This is a genomic window from Arthrobacter sp. Z4-13 (assembly GCF_054792705.1).
Genome location: NZ_CP096459.1, coordinates 1,847,049 through 1,863,996 on the forward strand (window position 1 = coordinate 1,847,049; position 16,948 = coordinate 1,863,996).

18 protein-coding genes are annotated in these 16,948 nt (G+C 64.4%); 13 read left to right on the forward strand and 5 right to left on the reverse strand.

All coding sequences use genetic code 11. The annotated features are described in order from the left end of the window. The first annotated feature begins 120 nt into the window (after positions 1-120). A complete protein-coding gene (locus tag M1E07_RS10215; RefSeq protein ID WP_461190094.1) occupies positions 121-273 on the forward strand; it encodes a hypothetical protein in 153 nt (50 codons plus the stop codon). A 52-nt stretch (positions 274-325) separates the two neighbouring features. On the opposite strand, the gene M1E07_RS10220 is transcribed toward M1E07_RS10215, so the two are convergent. Next, on the reverse strand, positions 326-1,003 hold the full coding sequence (locus M1E07_RS10220) for an alpha/beta hydrolase family protein (RefSeq protein WP_461190095.1): 678 nt from the start codon (positions 1,001-1,003) through the stop codon (positions 326-328). Between the two features lie 70 nt (positions 1,004-1,073). On the opposite strand from M1E07_RS10220, the gene ligD reads away from it, so the two are divergent. Next, the gene (ligD, locus tag M1E07_RS10225; protein WP_461190096.1) at positions 1,074-2,096 is read left to right on the forward strand and encodes a non-homologous end-joining DNA ligase; all 1,023 of its coding nucleotides are present in this window, start codon (positions 1,074-1,076) and stop codon (positions 2,094-2,096) included. 24 nt (positions 2,097-2,120) lie between these two features. Here the strand turns inward: ligD and M1E07_RS10230 are convergent, their stop codons facing one another. Beyond that, on the reverse strand, positions 2,121-2,741 hold the full coding sequence (locus M1E07_RS10230) for an L-threonylcarbamoyladenylate synthase (RefSeq protein ID WP_461190097.1): 621 nt from the start codon (positions 2,739-2,741) through the stop codon (positions 2,121-2,123). 161 nt (positions 2,742-2,902) lie between these two features. On the opposite strand from M1E07_RS10230, the gene M1E07_RS10235 reads away from it, so the two are divergent. From M1E07_RS10235 to M1E07_RS10260, 6 genes are all read left to right on the forward strand, one after another. Then, positions 2,903-3,340, forward strand: coding sequence for a VOC family protein (locus tag M1E07_RS10235; protein ID WP_461190098.1), 438 nt, complete (start codon positions 2,903-2,905; stop codon positions 3,338-3,340). Positions 3,341-3,394: 54 nt separating this feature from the next. Then, positions 3,395-4,081: a hypothetical protein gene (locus M1E07_RS10240; protein WP_461190099.1), complete on the forward strand. Its 687-nt coding sequence runs from the start codon at positions 3,395-3,397 to the stop codon at positions 4,079-4,081. A 16-nt stretch (positions 4,082-4,097) separates the two neighbouring features. Then, positions 4,098-4,607: an HAD domain-containing protein gene (locus M1E07_RS10245; RefSeq protein WP_461190100.1), complete on the forward strand. Its 510-nt coding sequence runs from the start codon at positions 4,098-4,100 to the stop codon at positions 4,605-4,607. A gap of 151 nt (positions 4,608-4,758) precedes the next feature. Further along, positions 4,759-6,150 (forward strand): inorganic phosphate transporter, encoded by a 1,392-nt coding sequence (locus M1E07_RS10250; RefSeq protein WP_461190101.1) that lies wholly within the window; start codon positions 4,759-4,761, stop codon positions 6,148-6,150. Continuing rightward, a complete protein-coding gene (locus M1E07_RS10255; RefSeq protein ID WP_461190102.1) occupies positions 6,147-6,368 on the forward strand; it encodes a hypothetical protein in 222 nt (73 codons plus the stop codon). The genes M1E07_RS10250 and M1E07_RS10255 overlap by 4 nt, the downstream gene beginning before the upstream one ends. Positions 6,369-6,444: 76 nt before the next feature. Beyond that, positions 6,445-7,011, forward strand: a complete 567-nt coding sequence (locus M1E07_RS10260) for a dihydrofolate reductase family protein (protein ID WP_461190103.1) — start codon at positions 6,445-6,447, stop codon at positions 7,009-7,011. A gap of 220 nt (positions 7,012-7,231) precedes the next feature. On the opposite strand, the gene M1E07_RS10265 is transcribed toward M1E07_RS10260, so the two are convergent. Continuing rightward, on the reverse strand, positions 7,232-7,708 hold the full coding sequence (locus tag M1E07_RS10265) for a hotdog fold thioesterase (protein ID WP_461190104.1): 477 nt from the start codon (positions 7,706-7,708) through the stop codon (positions 7,232-7,234). A gap of 220 nt (positions 7,709-7,928) precedes the next feature. On the opposite strand from M1E07_RS10265, the gene polA reads away from it, so the two are divergent. From polA to rpsA, 4 genes are all read left to right on the forward strand, one after another. Then, positions 7,929-10,571, forward strand: coding sequence for a DNA polymerase I (gene polA / locus M1E07_RS10270; RefSeq protein ID WP_461190373.1), 2,643 nt, complete (start codon positions 7,929-7,931; stop codon positions 10,569-10,571). Between the two features lie 48 nt (positions 10,572-10,619). Next, positions 10,620-11,918: a GNAT family N-acetyltransferase gene (locus M1E07_RS10275; RefSeq protein ID WP_461190105.1), complete on the forward strand. Its 1,299-nt coding sequence runs from the start codon at positions 10,620-10,622 to the stop codon at positions 11,916-11,918. Between the two features lie 151 nt (positions 11,919-12,069). Continuing rightward, on the forward strand, positions 12,070-12,492 hold the full coding sequence (locus tag M1E07_RS10280) for a DUF6098 family protein (protein WP_461190106.1): 423 nt from the start codon (positions 12,070-12,072) through the stop codon (positions 12,490-12,492). A 225-nt stretch (positions 12,493-12,717) separates the two neighbouring features. Next, a complete protein-coding gene (rpsA, locus tag M1E07_RS10285; protein ID WP_139029088.1) occupies positions 12,718-14,196 on the forward strand; it encodes a 30S ribosomal protein S1 in 1,479 nt (492 codons plus the stop codon). A gap of 111 nt (positions 14,197-14,307) precedes the next feature. Here the strand turns inward: rpsA and M1E07_RS10290 are convergent, their stop codons facing one another. Beyond that, positions 14,308-14,838, reverse strand: coding sequence for a GNAT family N-acetyltransferase (locus M1E07_RS10290; RefSeq protein WP_461190107.1), 531 nt, complete (start codon positions 14,836-14,838; stop codon positions 14,308-14,310). Beyond that, positions 14,822-15,511, reverse strand: coding sequence for an IMPACT family protein (locus tag M1E07_RS10295; RefSeq protein WP_461190108.1), 690 nt, complete (start codon positions 15,509-15,511; stop codon positions 14,822-14,824). Before M1E07_RS10295 ends, M1E07_RS10290 begins: the two co-directional genes overlap by 17 nt. A gap of 155 nt (positions 15,512-15,666) precedes the next feature. Between M1E07_RS10295 and coaE the strand changes: the two genes are divergently transcribed. Then, the gene (gene coaE, locus M1E07_RS10300; protein ID WP_461190109.1) at positions 15,667-16,887 is read left to right on the forward strand and encodes a dephospho-CoA kinase; all 1,221 of its coding nucleotides are present in this window, start codon (positions 15,667-15,669) and stop codon (positions 16,885-16,887) included. Positions 16,888-16,948 lie beyond the last annotated feature (61 nt).

Sequence of the window (16,948 nt, forward strand, 5' to 3'; positions counted from 1 at the left end):
GGCAGCGTGAGATGTCCGATACACAGTTGAAACCTCGCGTCGATGGACTGAAACATCCAGTGGCTAGGCTCGTTTTCACCTGGACGACGTTGTCCACACCTCGACCCTAAGGACGTGCAGATGTTTCTCCTCACCAGCCTCAACCTCTTGCTCGACGGCCGGCGGAATGATGACGGCCGATCCCACAGCGGTGGCGACGGACAGTCCGATTCCTCCCAAGGACAGTTGAGCTCCGCCGCCTGGGAAGGCTGGTGGCAGGACGACGCCGCCTAGCGGCCGTCCAGCAGCCTGATCCTGCCGCTCTCCACCTACGCCGCGGCCGGTCTCAGGAGTGGTCGCGGATAAAGGCAGCCACCGGCGCGGCGAGGGAACCACCCACCTCGCCAGCAGAGCGCTTCAGGCCGGCGACACCAAAAGAGTGGTCGCCACCCTCCATCCACTGAAGAACAGCGTTGGTCCCGACCCGTGACACCACGTCCGTCAGGATCTCCGCTGTGGCGAAAGTATCCCGGCTGCCCTGCAGGAACAACATGGGCGTCGTGAGCCCGTACAGGTGCTGGTCCCGCAGCTTGTCCGGTTTGCCCGGCGGATGCAGGGGATAGCCCAGGTACACCAGCCCGGCGGCTTCCATCCCCTCGGCCACCGCCATGGATGCCATCCGCCCGCCAAAGGACTTGCCTGCTGCCCAGAGCGGGCCGGCATCGTTATGGGCTGTTGCCTGCTCCGCCGCCGCGGCCATGGCAGCACGCCACGTGGCGATGGCAACGGGCGGCCGATCGGGGAATTTCCGGCCTGCTTCCCGGTAGGGAAAGTTGAACCGCAGCGTGGCTGTTCGCAGCGCATTAAGCGCAGCCGTGAACCCGCGGAGGAACGGGTGCTCCATACCGGCACCGGCTCCGTGGGCCACCACCACGGTTGCGGACGGATTATCAGGGCGGGCGTACGCGGCGGTGACACTAACGCCGCCCACGGCGAGGGTCAGGGGCACTTCTGAGACGGGCATGCCTCCATCATGCCGGACCCGGAACCCCAAAATCGGTCCGCGGTCCGTGGCCGGGGTGTACGTTGTCCCCATGGCGAGTGAACAGACCACCATCACAGTTCCAGGCCCCCGCGGCGAGCGCGAGATGCGCATTTCCAGTCCAAGCAGGGTGCTCTGGCCCGATCTGGGAATCACAAAACTCGACCTCGCCCGCTATTTCGCCGACGTAGGCGAGGCGTTTATCAGCGCGAACGGCGACAGGCCGCTGGCGCTGCAGAGGTACAAGGACAACGTTGACGGGGAGATGTTCTTTTCCAAAAACCCGCCCAAAGGGGCCCCCGAGTTCATCCGGACCATGAAGGTGGTCTTTCCGAGCGCGCGTTCCCATCCGATGCTGGTCCTGGACGAGCCCGCCGCCGCCATCTGGGCAGTCCAGATGAACACCATCGTGTTCCATCCCTGGCCCTCGAGGACCGCGAACACCGACAACCCGGACCAGTTGCGCATCGACCTGGATCCGCAGCCGGGCACTGACTTCGATGATGCCGTCCCGGCAGCGCTGGTGCTGAAGGAGGTCCTGGCCGAGGCCGGGCTCACCTGCTTCATCAAGACCTCAGGCAACAGGGGACTGCATGTATACGCGCCCATCGAGCCCACCCGCGAGTTCCTTGATGTGCGGCATGCCGTGATTGCGGCCGCCCGGGAAGTGGAGCGGAGGATGCCGGAGAAAGTCACTACCGCATGGTGGAAGGAAGAACGGGGAAAGAAGATCTTCTTGGACTTCAACCAGGCCAACCGCGACCGCACTATCGCCGGCGCCTACAGCCCCCGGGCGCTGCCCCACGCCTCGGTGTCCTGCCCCATCAGTTGGGATGAGCTGGAGACTGCGGATCCGAAGAACTTCACCGTCCTCACCGTCCCGGACCGGCTCAAAACCGTGGGGGACCCCTGGGCGGGCATGCACAGCAACCCTGGAACCATCGACACCCTTTTGGAGTGGTGGGACCGGGACCTCAAGGACGGCCTCGAGGAGATGCCGTTCCCGCCGGACTACCCCAAGATGCCGGGCGAGCCGCCGCGGGTGCAGCCCAGCCGCGCCCGGAAGCAGGATTAGCGGACCAGCGGCAGGATTAGCGGACTATTCGAAGCGGGACGGGTCACCCGTCCCGCTTCGGACCACCTCGGCCACTCCGCTGGAAAAGTCCACCACCGTGGTGGGCTCGGAGCCACAGTCGCCGGCGTCGATGACGGCATCCACCTGGTGGTCCAGCCGCTCCTTGATTTCCCAGCCCTGGGTCAGCGGGTCCTCCTCATCCGGCATCAGCAGGGTGCTTGATAGCAGCGGCTCGCCGAGCTCGGCCAGCAGCGCCTGCACCACACGGTTGTCCGGGATCCTGACGCCCACAGTTTTTTTCTTGGGGTGCAGCAGGCGCCGCGGAACCTCTTTGGTGGCCGGCAGGATAAAGGTGTAGCTCCCCGGAGTCACGGACTTGATGCTGCGGAAGACGTCGTTTCCAATGTTCACGAACTGCCCCAGTTGGGCGAAATCCCGGCAGACCAGCGTGAAGTGGTGCTTGTCGTCCAGCCGACGGATCGCCCTGATCCGGTCCAGCGCGTCCTTGTTCCCCAACTGTGCCCCCAGCGCATAGCAGGAGTCGGTCGGGTAGGCGATCAGCCCGCCGTCGTGCACTATACGCACTGCCTGGGTAATGGCACGGGGCTGGGGATCCTGCGGATGAACGTCAAAGTATCTGGCCATGCACCCGAGCCTACGTTCCCCGCTCCGCCGCCGCACGCATTGGCGGCCGGGGAGTACCAAAGCAGCCAATGGGGGCAGCTGCCCCTATCACGAGGGCAGTCACTTGGGGCAGGATGTTGTCTGGTTCCATCCCTTTCAGTACAACTCAAGGAGATCCAGCCATGCCCACCACCCTTAACCCGTACCTTGGCTTCCGTGACAACGCCCGCGAAGCCATGAACTTCTACCAGTCGGTTTTCGGCGGTGACCTGGCGCTCAGCACCTTCGGGGAGTTCCAGGCCAGCGAAGACCCGGCGGAAGCGGAAAAAATAATGCATGGCATGCTGACAACCACCCAGGGCCTGGTGCTGATGGGAGCGGACACGCCCAACGGCATGGAGCTCAGCGGAGGGTCGTCCATCTCCATCTCGCTCAGCGGGGATGACGAATCGGAGCTTCGAGGCTATTACGAAAAGCTCAGCGGCAACGGCGGCACCGTCACAGTCCCCATGGAGCAGGCACCATGGGGAGACGTCTTTGGGATGTGCACGGACCGTTTCGGTGTGGCCTGGCTGGTCAACGTCAACAACCCGGAGGCAGCAGGCCAGACAGCCGGCTAACCGCTGCTCGGTGCTTCCTTGAGAAGGGGCGCCACGCAGTGCGACGATGTATGCGTGGAGTCCCTCTTCGAGATCCTTGACGATAAATGGTGGCTCGTTTTCCCCGCATTGGCCTTTGCCGGTCACTGGGCGAACTCGTGGCGCAAGGCCAGTGACCGCCGGCACCAGCGGAAGGTGGAGCTGTACAAGCTCAAGAACCAGGCACGTGAGGTTGAGCATGCCTCTGTCGCGGAGGTGGAGTCACTGATAGCCGCCCATGATGCCACCAACAAGCGCTGGCTGGACTATGAACTTGACGTGGGCAAGCTGATCGACTTCCCGCTCATGACAGACGTCCGGGAACCCCTCACGGTGGCGTTCCTTCGGGCAAAAAGGGAGGCCGATGGACTGCGGCCGGCATCGGCGGCGGACGTAACGTCGCACTCCCGCCTCGAGGCGTACCGCAAGGCCGTCGACGGTTTCAGTGTGGCGCTGGATGTCGCCGAACGCGAAGCCAGGCGCATCAGGGACAGCAAGTTCACCGGGCCCGAGCGGGAACGGCTTGCCACCGCCAGGCAGTTGCTGAAAATCGCGGAAAACCAGGCGGCCACGCCGGCAGAACGCCAGGCAGCCTACAAGCGTGCCCGCCGGGAACTGGACGGCCTCATCGTCCTCCCCGACGTGACGGTGGCGGCCCTCGAGGACAAGATCGCACCCATGCTGGACCGCGGTGCCCGGCCCTCTGACTCCCACCACGGCTGATCATCCGGGAGACGCTGTGGCCGTCCGCACGCTATACCTGGACGTCGACGGCGTTATTTGTCCTTTCGGTCCCGAAGGGCGCAGCGGTTGGGGAACCTTTTGGAGGCGTGCCGACGCAGGGCTGTTGCCGGTGGCGTTCGCGCCTGAACTCGTGAGGGGCTTGAACAGCCTGGCGGCAATGCCGGAGGTGCGGTGCGTCTGGCTCACCAGTTGGGAGGAACTGGCGCCGCGATACCTTTGTCCGGCCATCGGACTGGACGGCGGCCGCTGGCCCTTCCTGACATCCGAAGGTTCCGGAAGCGGACCCGAATGGTGGAAGCTTCGAGCCATCCAGGCCGATGTGGAAGAGACTGGACCGGCCGCCGTTGCCTGGGCGGACGACCAGCTCGCATTCGAGGCGGAGGCCCAGGCCTGGGCGGAGGTCGTGGGCCGGCGTTTGCTCACCGTGTCGCCGAACCCCAGGCGCGGAATCTCGCCCGCCGAGCTGGACGCTGTCGCGGCATTCCTCAGGGCACCGATGTTTTGACCTCCTGCCAAGGGCGCGTACGATCGATAAGGTTTCACGCCGGTTGAGTTAACAGCGCAGGTCATTCCAAGCGAACAGCTGGTGAATTATGCTGTGCAAGGCAGCCGGGGAAAGAAACTGCTGAACGTCGACTCTGCAGATTGGGCAACAGGTGGATATCACCTTCATGGTGGCGCTGGTCATCGCACTGGCACTATTTTTCGACTTCACGAACGGCTTCCATGACACGGCGAATGCTATGGCCACGCCCATCGCAACCGGTGCCATCAAGCCGAAGACAGCGGTGACCCTCGCTGCCATCTTGAACCTGGTGGGTGCCTTCCTGTCCACGGAAGTGGCCAAAACGGTCTCCGGCGGCATCATCCGTGAAGGATCCGACGGTGTACAGATCACCCCGGAGATCATCTTCGCGGGCCTCATGGGAGCAATTCTGTGGAACATGATCACTTGGTTGAAGGGGCTGCCCTCGAGTTCCTCGCACGCCTTATTTGGTGGTCTGATCGGTGCGGCCATCGCCGGCATCGGCTTCAATTCCATCAACCTTGAGGGCCTGCTCCAGAAGGTCATCCTGCCCGCAATCTTCGCGCCGCTGATTGCCGGCATCGTCGCCTACATCTGTACGCGCCTTGCCTACGCTTTGACGTCCCGCCATGACCCTGAAACCGGCAGCAAGCTCACCCAGAAACGCGGCGGCTTCCGTACCGGGCAGATCTTCACCTCCAGCCTGGTGGCACTGGCCCACGGCACCAATGACGCCCAGAAAACAATGGGCATCATCACGCTTGTCCTGATTGCCGCCGGCACCCAGGCGCCGGGATCGGGCCCGCAGTTCTGGGTGATCGCAGCCTGCGCCTTTGCTATTGCCATCGGAACCTACGCCGGCGGCTGGCGAATCATCCGCACCATGGGTTCCGGGCTCACGGAAGTAAAGCCCGCCCAGGGCTTCGCCGCCGAGACCAGCACCGCGTCGGCCATCCTCGCGTCCTCCCACCTCGGTTTTGCGCTCAGCACAACGCAGGTGGCTTCCGGTTCCGTCATTGGCTCCGGCATGGGCCGCAGGGGAACCAGTGTCCGCTGGAGCATGGTGGGCAGGATCGCCTTGGGCTGGCTCTTCACTCTTCCCGCGGCCGGCATAATGGGCGCGCTGACCGCGTTGCTGGTCAAGACCGGCGTAGTGGGCGTCCTGATAGCGGCCATCGCCGGCACGGCAGCGGTTTTGTTTATGTTCTTCTACTCACGTAAGTCGGCCGTGGGCCATCACAACGCCATCGAGGTGGAAGAGGCCGGCCAGACCGTGCGCTTCGCCAAAAAGAAGGCCCTGGCCCGAGCGCGCGCCAAGGCCAAGGCCCGTGAAAAGGGCAGCGCCCAAGCCATCACCAAGGCTGACGCCAGCACCAACGTTGGGGCCAGCACCAGCGCTGACGCCAGCACCAACGTTGGGGCCAGCACCAGCGCTGACGCCAGCACCAACGTTGGGGCCAGCACCAGCGCCGAGGCCAATACCGATGCCGAAGCCAATACGACGAAGGATGCCCAACGATGAAGTGGTTGGAACTGGTGACCGTGGCCGGTGCCACCTTGGCGGCGGCAGTGACAGTGGTGGTTCTCTACTCGCTGGGCGTTCGCCTGACGGCCATTGCCGGCGACGCACAGCAGGCTTCACCCGGCGTGAAACGGTCCCTTGCTTACGTCTGCTTCGGCCTGTGCGGACTCGCCGTGCTCTTCGGCCTGTACCTGATCATTCCGTACTTCTCCAGCTAGCAACACACGCTGGCAGCACCATAGCTTCAGCGGCCAGGCCGTTGGCCAGACCGCGGCGGATCACTAGGCTGGAGCCATGTCACGGATCCAGTACTTCGTAGCCGCGTCCCTTGACGGTTTCATTGCCACGTCTACAGATGATCTTGGCTGGCTCCTGCAGTTCGACGGCTTCGAGGGCGGCAAGGAGAGCTACGAAACGTTCATGGCGGGCGTTGGCTGCATCGTTATGGGCGGCGGGACGTATGCCTGGCTGATGGAGCACGAGCCAGGGAAGTGGCCCTATCCGGACACTCCCTGCTACGTCTTCACGCGGCATGAGTACCAGGCACCTCCCGGGGCGGACCTCACGTTCGTGCGCGGGAGCATCGACGAGTTCATTGCCGACTTCAAGGCTGACGCGGGAGGCAAGAACGTTTGGGTGGTTGGCGGGGGAGACCTCGCCGCCCAGTTCGCCGACGCCGGGCTGCTGGATGAGCTGATCCTCTCCGTCATTCCTGTGGTCCTTGGAGACGGCAAACGGCTGCTCCCGTTGACGGGTCCGACGCCGCCACTCGAGTTGACTGCCTCGCGCGCCATGGGCAGAGGCATAGTCGAGCTGCGGTACGTGTTGAACGGTAGCGCAGACACGAAACCCGGCAACTGAGCCCGCCGAAACCCGATGCTTGAGACGCCCCATCACGTCCCGTGGGTTTTTGGGAGACGCCCCATCACGTCCCGTGGGTTTTTAGGAGACGCCCCATCACGTCCCGTGGGTTTTTGGGAAACGCGTCATCAGGCCCAGCCGTGAAGTTGCGGGAGGTGATGGCGCGTTCCAAAATTTCTGCCGAAGGTGATGGTGCGTCTGACGGTGGCTGTTCCGCACTTCAGCTCTTCGAAGGCGAGGCGTTATCCCTGATCATGTTGGTGATGCGGGCGGTGGACAGCCGTCGTCCCTGTTCATCCGTCATAACGATCTCGTGCGTGGCCAGGGTCCCGCCGAGGTGGATCGCAGTGCAGGTTCCCGTTACCGTGCCCGCCGAGATGGAGCGGTGATGTGCGGCGCTGACCTCGATGCCCACTGCGTGGCGTCCTGGCCCTGCATGCATGCCCGAGGCGAATGATCCGAGTGTTTCGGCCAGCACCACGTGGGCGCCGCCATGCAGGATTCCAGCCACCTGGGTGTTTCCGGCCACTGGCATGATGGCTACCGTCCGCTCGGGGCTCATCTCAAGGAAACGGATCCCCATCTTCACCACCAACGCGCCAATCCCGAATTGACCCAGCCAGGCGTGCAGGTGCTCCGGGACGCCGGCGGCAGTGAGCTCGTCGGCGAAGGGGCCCGGCGTGAAATTGTCCATCATGGCAACTAGGCTGGCACCTGTGAGTGAAACAACCAAACCGGCCCCTTTCCCGTCCAATGTCCTGCAGGAGGACAACGCCCCGCAGGTCTCAACCGTCCTTGAAGACGCTGCTGTTCAGGACACGGTTCCGGCTCAGGCGGGTGGATCGGTTTCGGCGACTGCCGCCCCCGTAGTTCCCATGACTGGCCAGCCGCGGCTGCTGGTGCTGGACGGGCACTCGATGGCATTCCGCGCCTTCTTCGCCCTGCCTGCGGACAAGTTCTCCACCGCGAACGGCCAGCACACCAACGCCATCCACGGCTTCACCTCCATGCTGATTAACCTCATCAAGGAACAGCAGCCCACCCACATCGCCGTGGCTTTCGACGTCTCTGATGAGTCCACCCACCGGAAGACCGAGTACAGCGAATACAAGGGGGGCCGGAACGAAACCCCACGGGAGATGAACAACCAGATCGACCTCATCGGCCAAGTGATGGAAGCCTGGGGCATCAAGACCATCAAGATGCCGGGCTACGAGGCCGATGACATTCTTGCCACCCTTGCCGCAATGGGTGAAAAGGCCGGCTTCGAGGTCCTGCTGGTTTCCGGCGACCGGGACGCATTCCAGCTGATCACGGACAACGTTTTTGTGCTCTACCCGAAGAAGGGTGTCAGCGATATCCCGCGGATGGATGCCGCCGCCATCGAGGCCAAGTATTTCGTCAGCCCCGCACGGTATTCGGACCTCGCCGCGCTGGTGGGGGAGACGGCCGATAATCTCCCGGGAGTGCCGGGCGTAGGCCCCAAAACGGCTGCCAAGTGGATCAACCTCTATGGCGGCCTTGAAGGCGTACTTGAACACGTGGATTCCATTGGTGGCAAGGTGGGTGACGCGCTGCGGGAGAACGTCGAAGCCGTCAAGCGCAACCGCCGGTTGAACCAGCTCCACACGGACCTGGAACTTCCCGTCACGCTGGATGAGCTGTACGAGCCCCGCCCGGACCAGGCAGCCCTCGAGGACCTGTTCGACCAACTCGAATTCAAGGCCATCCGCGGCCGGCTTTTCGCCCTCTACGGCGACGACGACGCTCCCGCCCCGGAGCGTGGAAGCATCGAAACCCCAGACTTCATCACACCCTCCGGTGCTGCTGAGCTCGCCGAATTCCTGGACGCAGGCGCGGGTCAGCGCTCCGCTGTGGCGGTTGACCTGGTACCGGGAAGGATCGGCGAGGATGCTGCCGGGCTGGCCATCGTCCGCGACGGCGCCGCCGCTTACATCGACCTCTCCGCCCAGGACGCCGAGGCGGAAAATGTCCTGGTGTCGTGGTTGCGTGACGCCGAAGCCCCGAAGGTGCTGCATGGGTTCAAGGCTGCACTGAAGGCCCTGACCTCCCGCGGATTGGAGCTTGGGGGCGTGGTGGACGATACGTCCATCTCCGGCTACCTCATCCAGCCGGACCGCCGCACCTACGAACTCGCTGAACTTGCCCAGCACCACCTCAACGTCGGGATCCCCGCCGCCACCGCCAAAGCCGGCCAGCTGGAGCTTTCCTTCGACGGCGACGACGAGGCGGCCGCGGGCGCACTGGTGCAGGCCGCCGCCGTCGTCCTTGCATTGAGCCGCTTCTTCGAGGCGGAGCTGAAGGAGCGCCGCGCCGAGGAGCTGCTGTCCACCCTGGAACTTCCGGTCAGCCGTGTCCTGGCCGACATGGAACTCGCCGGCATCGGGATCGACATGGCCCGGATGGACGAACAGCTCGCGGACCTCGCCCGGGTTATTGACAACGCCCAGGAGCAGGCCTTCGCGGCGATCGGCCACGAGGTCAACCTCGGATCGCCCAAACAGCTGCAGACCGTGCTGTTTGAGGAGCTCCAGCTGCCCAAGACCAAAAAGATCAAGTCCGGCTACACCACCGACGCCGCGTCCCTGAAGAACCTCCTCGACAAAACCGGCCATGAGTTCCTGGTACAGCTGATGGCCCACCGGGAAGCTGCAAAGCTGCGGCAAATGCTGGAGTCACTGAAGAAGTCCGTCGCTGAGGACGGCCGGATCCACACCACTTACGCCCAGAACGTGGCGGCCACGGGCCGCATCTCCTCCAACAACCCCAACCTGCAGAACATCCCCATCCGCAGCGAGGAAGGCCGCCGCGTCCGCGGGATCTTTGTTGTCAGCGACGGCTACGAATGCCTGCTGTCCGCGGACTACTCCCAGATTGAAATGCGGATCATGGCGCACCTGTCCGGCGATGCCGGCCTCATCCAGGCCTACAAGGACGGCGAGGACCTGCACCGGTTTGTGGGCTCCAACATCTTCCACGTGCCCACCGAGGAGGTCACCAGCGCCATGCGCTCCAAGGTGAAGGCCATGTCCTACGGGCTGGCCTACGGCCTGACCTCCTTCGGCCTGTCCAAGCAGCTGGAAATCTCCGTGGACGAGGCCCGCACTCTGATGAAGGACTACTTCGACCGGTTTGGCGCCGTCCGCGACTACCTCCGCGGCGTGGTGGACCAGGCCCGGGTTGACGGCTACACGGCAACCATCGAGGGCCGCCGCAGGTACCTGCCGGACTTGACCAGCACCGACCGGCAGCTCCGGGAAAACGCGGAACGGATCGCCCTCAACAGCCCGATCCAGGGCTCGGCCGCAGACATCATCAAGCGCGCCATGCTCGGCGTCCATGCAGAACTCAAGTCACAGGGCCTGAAGTCGCGGATGCTCCTGCAGGTCCACGACGAACTGGTCCTGGAAGTTGCGGCGGGGGAGCGGGAAGCCGTGGAGAAACTTGTCACCGAACAGATGGGGGCCGCGGCGGACCTCAGCGTTCCGCTGGAGGTCCAGATCGGTGTGGGGCCCAGCTGGTACGACGCCGGGCACTAACGTGTCACTGCTGGCCAGGCGCCGGATTTATTGGTTAGGCTCGGACGGATGGCTGACCTGAGCGGAAACTATGAGATCCGGCGCTTTGGCGCGGTTTCCAGAAACAATGATGGCTATGCGGAAGCGGAGACCTGGGCCAGTGCCGTGGCCTTCGGGTTCCACGAGTCCACGCGCACGCCTGACCATGTGGCAAAGTCCCTCGCCACCTACGAAAGGGACGGCCGGGTCCTGACCGGTGTGTACCAAACGGGCGACGTGGCACCGGGTTCCCTTCCTGCTGAAGTGCCGGTGGCCACGTTCGCCACTTTCCGCAAGAGCCTTAACATCGGTTTCGGCCGCGCCCTTGAGAGTCAACTGGTCACGTCCGTGACAGTACGGACCTCGCACCGCCGCCGCGGGCTGCTGCGCCGGATGATGAGCGAAGACCTGCACCTCGCCAAAGAGGACGGCATCGCGATGGCTGCCCTCACCGCCTCGGAGGGAACCATCTACGGACGCTTCGGTTACGGCGTCGCCAGCTTCGAACGCTCCGTCAAGGTGGACACCACCGCGCGGTTCATTCTGGGGCACCAGCCCACGGGCAGTGTGGAAATTGCCGACCCCAAGGCCCTGCTGCAGCTGGCACCGGAGGTCTTTGAACGCGTCCACGAGCTCACCCCCGGGTCCCTCGGCCGGCAGGACTGGTATCGGCAACTCGCTTCCGGATCACTCGGCCGGGACGGCAAGGAGGACCCCGCCATCAAGGTGGCGCTCCATTACTCGGCGGACGGAGTTGTGGACGGGTATGTCTCCTACAAGTTCCTCGGCTGGGACACGGAACCCTACACCGTGGAAGTGGTGGACCTGATAGCCGCCGGCAACGACGCCTACCTGGAGCTCTGGCAGTTCCTCGGCGCCATCGACCTGGTGGAGCGCGTCTCCTGGGACGAAGCGCCGCTGGATGACCCTTTGACCTGGGCCCTCACGGACCCGCGCTGCATTGACTCCTCCGACAGCCGGGACATGCTGTGGCTCCGTATCCTCGATGCTTCCAAGGCGCTGGGGGCCAGGCACTATCCGGCCGACGGCCGGCTGGTCCTGGAGGTCCATGACTCGCTGGGCCTCACGGCTGGAACCTATGCGTTGCAAGTCCAAAGCGGCCAGGCCGCCGTCGAACGCCTGCCGGAAACCACGGAAGCGGACCTGGTGCTGGATGTTTCAGCCTTGTCCTCGATCTACCTGGGCGCCGTATGCCCCGTGACGCTGACGGCAGCAGGCAGGATTCGGGAAAACACGGCCGGCTCAGCCCTGAAGGCCAGGCAGATGTTCGCCGTTGAGCGGGCAACGCACTGCCTTACCCACTTCTGACTCCAGCCGCTGCTGCTTGCCTGCGTTTCCATGGGCCCCTGACACCCCCGGGCCAGCCGGGTACGCTGAATATGTCGTGAAGCCGACCGCGCACTTTTCTCCACGCCGTCGTTTACCCGATGGCTTGATCTTTGCGTTTGAGGAGGCAGCAATGCCTGATGAAGCGGATGAAAGTGTTATCGGCACACTGCGCGATCTCGAAGACATTGTCCGGGGAGAGGAACACGTGTATGTCCGGTACTCCCGGGGGCATGAGGCAGACGCTGGTTCCGGAAGCACCGACACCGAAAGCGGACTGACGCTACCGGGTCTCTCTGTCAACCCGTTGACACCGGAAGAGTGGTGGAGCAGGCCGCTGAGGGACTGGCTTGCCCGCCAGATTTGCCAGTACCTGCATCTTGGCAAAAGGCAGGACCGGCACGCCTGGATCCTTACCGGGAAGTGCGTGGGCCGGGGACCGGACTGCGAGCCGCTCCTTACCGATATTCACCCGCTTGGCCGCCTCACGAACGGGCTGCTGGAGGAAGCTGAACGGGTTTATGAAGAACGGTTTAACGCCCGGCAGGGTCCCTGACGCGGCTGGCAGGCCATACGTCCGGCGGCCCGAACGCCGCTTTGACCCGCGTTACGCGCAGCGACTAGACTGAACGGGCGTGTGTTACGTGTGCGCAGCTTTGGTTCGCATTTGAGCTCACGCAATCAGGATGACCCGGCAATCCGCCGCGCTCCGCCTCCAGGTCAGTACCCGGAAGTGGTGGTCGCCTGACCAACTAACTATCCACAACGGAGCCCCTACTACATGACCATCACCTCCACCGAGAAGCCCGGTACCCCCGTAGTCGCCATTAACGACATCGGTACCGCTGAGGACTTCCTCGCAGCAGTCGACGCGACCATCAAGTACTTCAACGACGGAGATCTCGTCGAAGGTACCGTCGTCAAGGTCGACCGCGATGAAGTCCTGCTCGACATCGGTTACAAGACCGAAGGTGTCATCCCCTCCCGTGAGCTGTCCATCAAGCACGACGTTGATCCCGGAGACGTCGTCTCCGTTGGCGATCAGGTCGAAGCCCTGGTGCTCACCAAGGAAGACAAAGAAGGCCGCCTGATCCTCTCCAAGAAGCGCGCTCAGTACGAGCGTGCCTGGGGCGACATCGAGAAGGTCAAGGAAGAAGACGGTGTTGTCACCGGTACCGTCATCGAGGTTGTCAAGGGTGGTCTTATCCTCGACATCGGCCTGCGCGGCTTCCTGCCCGCATCCCTCGTCGAGATGCGCCGTGTGCGCGACCTGGCTCCGTACATCGGTCAGCAGATCGAAGCCAAGATCATCGAGCTGGACAAGAACCGCAACAACGTGGTCCTTTCCCGCCGTGCATGGCTCGAGCAGACCCAGTCCGAGGTCCGCTCCACGTTCCTCAACAAGCTGGAAAAGGGCCAGGTCCGTCCCGGCGTCGTTTCCTCCATCGTCAACTTCGGTGCATTCGTGGACCTGGGCGGCGTAGACGGCCTGGTTCACGTTTCCGAGCTGTCCTGGAAGCACATCGACCACCCGTCCGAGGTTGTCGAAGTTGGCCAGGAAGTCACCGTCGAGGTTCTCGAGGTTGACCTGGACCGCGAGCGCGTCTCCCTGTCGCTCAAGGCTACGCAGGAAGATCCGTGGCAGACCTTTGCCCGCACCCACGCCCTCGGCCAGGTTGTTCCGGGTAAGGTCACCAAGCTGGTTCCGTTCGGTGCGTTCGTTCGCGTCGAAGACGGCATCGAAGGCCTGGTCCACATCTCCGAGCTGGCCGTGCGCCACGTGGAACTGGCAGAGCAGGTTGTTTCCGTTGGCGACGAGCTGTTCGTCAAGGTCATCGACATCGACCTCGAGCGCCGCCGCATTTCGCTGTCCCTCAAGCAGGCCAACGAGGGCGTCGACGCCGACAGCACCGAATTCGATCCGGCTCTGTACGGCATGGCCGCAGAGTACGACGAAGAGGGCAACTACAAGTACCCCGAGGGCTTCGATCCCGAGTCCAACGAGTGGCTTGAAGGCTACGAGAACCAGCGCGCCGCCTGGGAGCAGCAGTACGCTGACGCCCAGACCCGTTGGGAAGCCCACAAGAAGCAGGTTGCCCAGCACGCTGCCGACGACGCTGCAGCTGCAACGTCCGGTGAGAGCGATTCCGGCACCACCAGCTACTCCTCGGAGCCGGCTGCTGAGTCCAACGCCGGTGCAGGAACTCTTGCATCCGACGAGGCCCTCGCCGCTCTGCGCGAGAAGCTGACCGGCAACTAATTGCCATCGGCCCGGACTTTCCGGGCCAACCCAACAGACCCCCTGCCCACAAGGCAGGGGGTCTGTTGGGTTAACGCGTGATGGGCCGCGGCTTTATGGGCAGCCAGGCACTTAGAGTACGACGACGGCGCTGACCGTCCCGTCGTCGTCGGGCGTAAGTACGGCGCCGGCTGAGGCGAGGAGACGTTGGGCGCCGACGTTCCCGGTCAGGGTGCGGGCGGTGACGCGGGCGACGCCCGCTTTGCGGGCTTCGCCCAGGACCAGGCGGAATGCGACGGTTCCGATCCCGCGGGACCGAAAGCTCCTGCCCAGCCAAATACCCGTCTCGGCAACAGTTATGCCGTTGGACTCAGCACTAGCGGATCCAGTACCGCCAGACTCGATGCGGCGGAGGCGGATGGACCCGGCCAGGCTGCCATCGGCGAGAATGCCCCACGCCTTCTCCCCGGCATCCCCGTCGAGGCCCTGGGCGGCGGCGTGGTGATAGCTAAAGAACCACGCCGTACGTTCCAGGTTCCATCCCGGGCCGCCCAGTGGAGGAGCGACCTCGTCGGGGGAGGCGTCGCGCTTGGCCAGCGCCAGGAGCTGCTCCAGCACTGATTCATCCACGTCCACGAGGGACACGTCAGGGAAGCGGGACATCCACCCAGTCCGTTCCTTCGGGTTTGAGGGCAGCGCTGCCCGAGGTGAACAGCTGCAGTCGGTCTGCAGCATCTGCGATCGCCCCGGCCTCGTCCGGAACAGCCACGCGCAGAACCGTGTGCTGTTCTCCGTAGCTTGTTTCCGCCATCACGAAACCCGCAGCCCTCAGGTCGTTCTCCAGCCGCCCGGCAGCAGCGTGGGGCACCTCCGCCGAGCAGATCCGCAACCGGCTGCGGCGCACCAGCGGCACAAGTGAAAGCGCCGAGGACACGGACTCCGAGTAAGCGCGCACCAGCCCGCCCGCCCCCAGCAGGATTCCGCCGAAGTAGCGGACGACGACGGCGCTCACGTCGCTGAGGTCAGCCGCCCCGGGTGTCGTTTCCCTTTTGCTCAAGGCCTCGAGCATGGGGACGCCGGCGGTTCCCGAGGGCTCGCCGTCGTCGCTTGAGCGCTGGATGTCCCGATCAGGGCCGAGGATGAACGCCGAGCAGTGGTGCCGGGCGTCGTGGAACTCGCGGCGGAGCCCCGCCACAAGGTCGCGTGCAGCCTCCTCGCTGTCGGCCCGGCGCAGCACCGTGATGAACCTGGAGCGCTTGATCTCGATCTCGTGGCGGAAGTCCGGGCCTGTTGCCAGGGTGGTGTAGCTGGTGGCCTGGCTCGCTTGCTCTTGCACCCGGCCAAGTCTAGTTGTGGTGCGTGGGCCCACGCCGTGAGGGTTCCTTGGGCGAGCGCAGCGAGGGCAGGGTAGCGGTGGGTGGGCCCACGCCGTGAGGGTTCCCTGGGCGAGCGCAGCGAGGGCAGGGTAGCGGTGGGGATTAGTGTGGTGGGGTGCTGAAAATTGGTTTGACGGGCGGTATCGCCTCAGGAAAGTCGGCAGTGGCCTCCCGGCTCAAGGAACGCGGGGCTGTGCTGGTGGACGCAGATGCCCTGGCACGGGAGGCGGTGGAACCCGGTACGGAAGGCCTGCAGCGGATCGTTGCCGGGTTCGGCGACGACGTCCTGGGCGCCGACGGCCGGCTGGACCGGCCCAAACTCGGGGCCCTGGTCTTCGGGGACCCTGAACACCTCGCCGTGTTGAATGGAATCGTCCACCCACTGGTCCGGTCCCGCGCCGCGGCCATTGTGGCGGAAGCCGCGGAGGACGCCGTGGTGGTGCAGGACATCCCGCTGCTGGTGGAGACGGGCCAGGGCAGTGACTTCCACCTGGTCCTGGTGGTGGACGCGCCGGATGAAATGAGGCTGCAGCGGATGCTGGAGCTCCGGGGGATGACCGCTGAGGCCGCCCGCTCCCGGATGGCGGCGCAGGCAACACGGGAGGAACGCCTCGCCGCGGCTGACATCGTCATCGACAACTCGGGCACCCTGGAGCAGTTGGTGGCAGAAGTTGACCGGCTCTGGGATGACCGCCTGGCGCCCTTTGCCCGAAACCTCTCAACAGGAGAAAGGGCGGCCAGAGCCGGGGGACCGGTGCTCGTGCCGGCGCGGCGTGAGTGGGCGGGCGATGCCCAGCGGCTTATGAACCGGATTGTCAAAGCCCTTCCGGCCGGGCAGCAGGAGAGGGTGGCAGTCGACCACATTGGCTCCACGTCAGTTCCGGGGCTGGACGCCAAAGACGTCATCGACCTTCAGCTCACCGTCCCGGACCTCGAAGTTGCCGATTCCCTTGCACCCGTCCTGGCCGCCAGCGGATTTCCCGCCATCCCAGGTATCACCGCCGACAATCCCAAGCCCAGCCACCCCGACCCCGAAGACTGGCGCAAACGCATCCATGCGAACGCGGATCCGGGCCGTCCAGTTAATCTGCATATCAGGGCCACCGGCTCACCGGGTTGGCGCTTCGCCCTCTGCTTCCGCGACTGGCTGCGGGCGGAACCGGCAGCGGTGGTTGAATACTTGGCGCTGAAGCGCAGACTCGCTGCCGCCCACGCAGGGGACACGTCCACCGCGGACTACGCGGCGGCCAAGGAAGAGTGGTTTACGGCCGTGGAAGAACCCCTTGAACGGTGGGTTAAGCAGTCGGGCTGGCAGCCGCCGTCGTCCATGCCCTGACTCGTTGTCGCGGCTGCCTCTCCTGACACAGGCTGGGTGTTCGCCCGTAACGGACTGACCC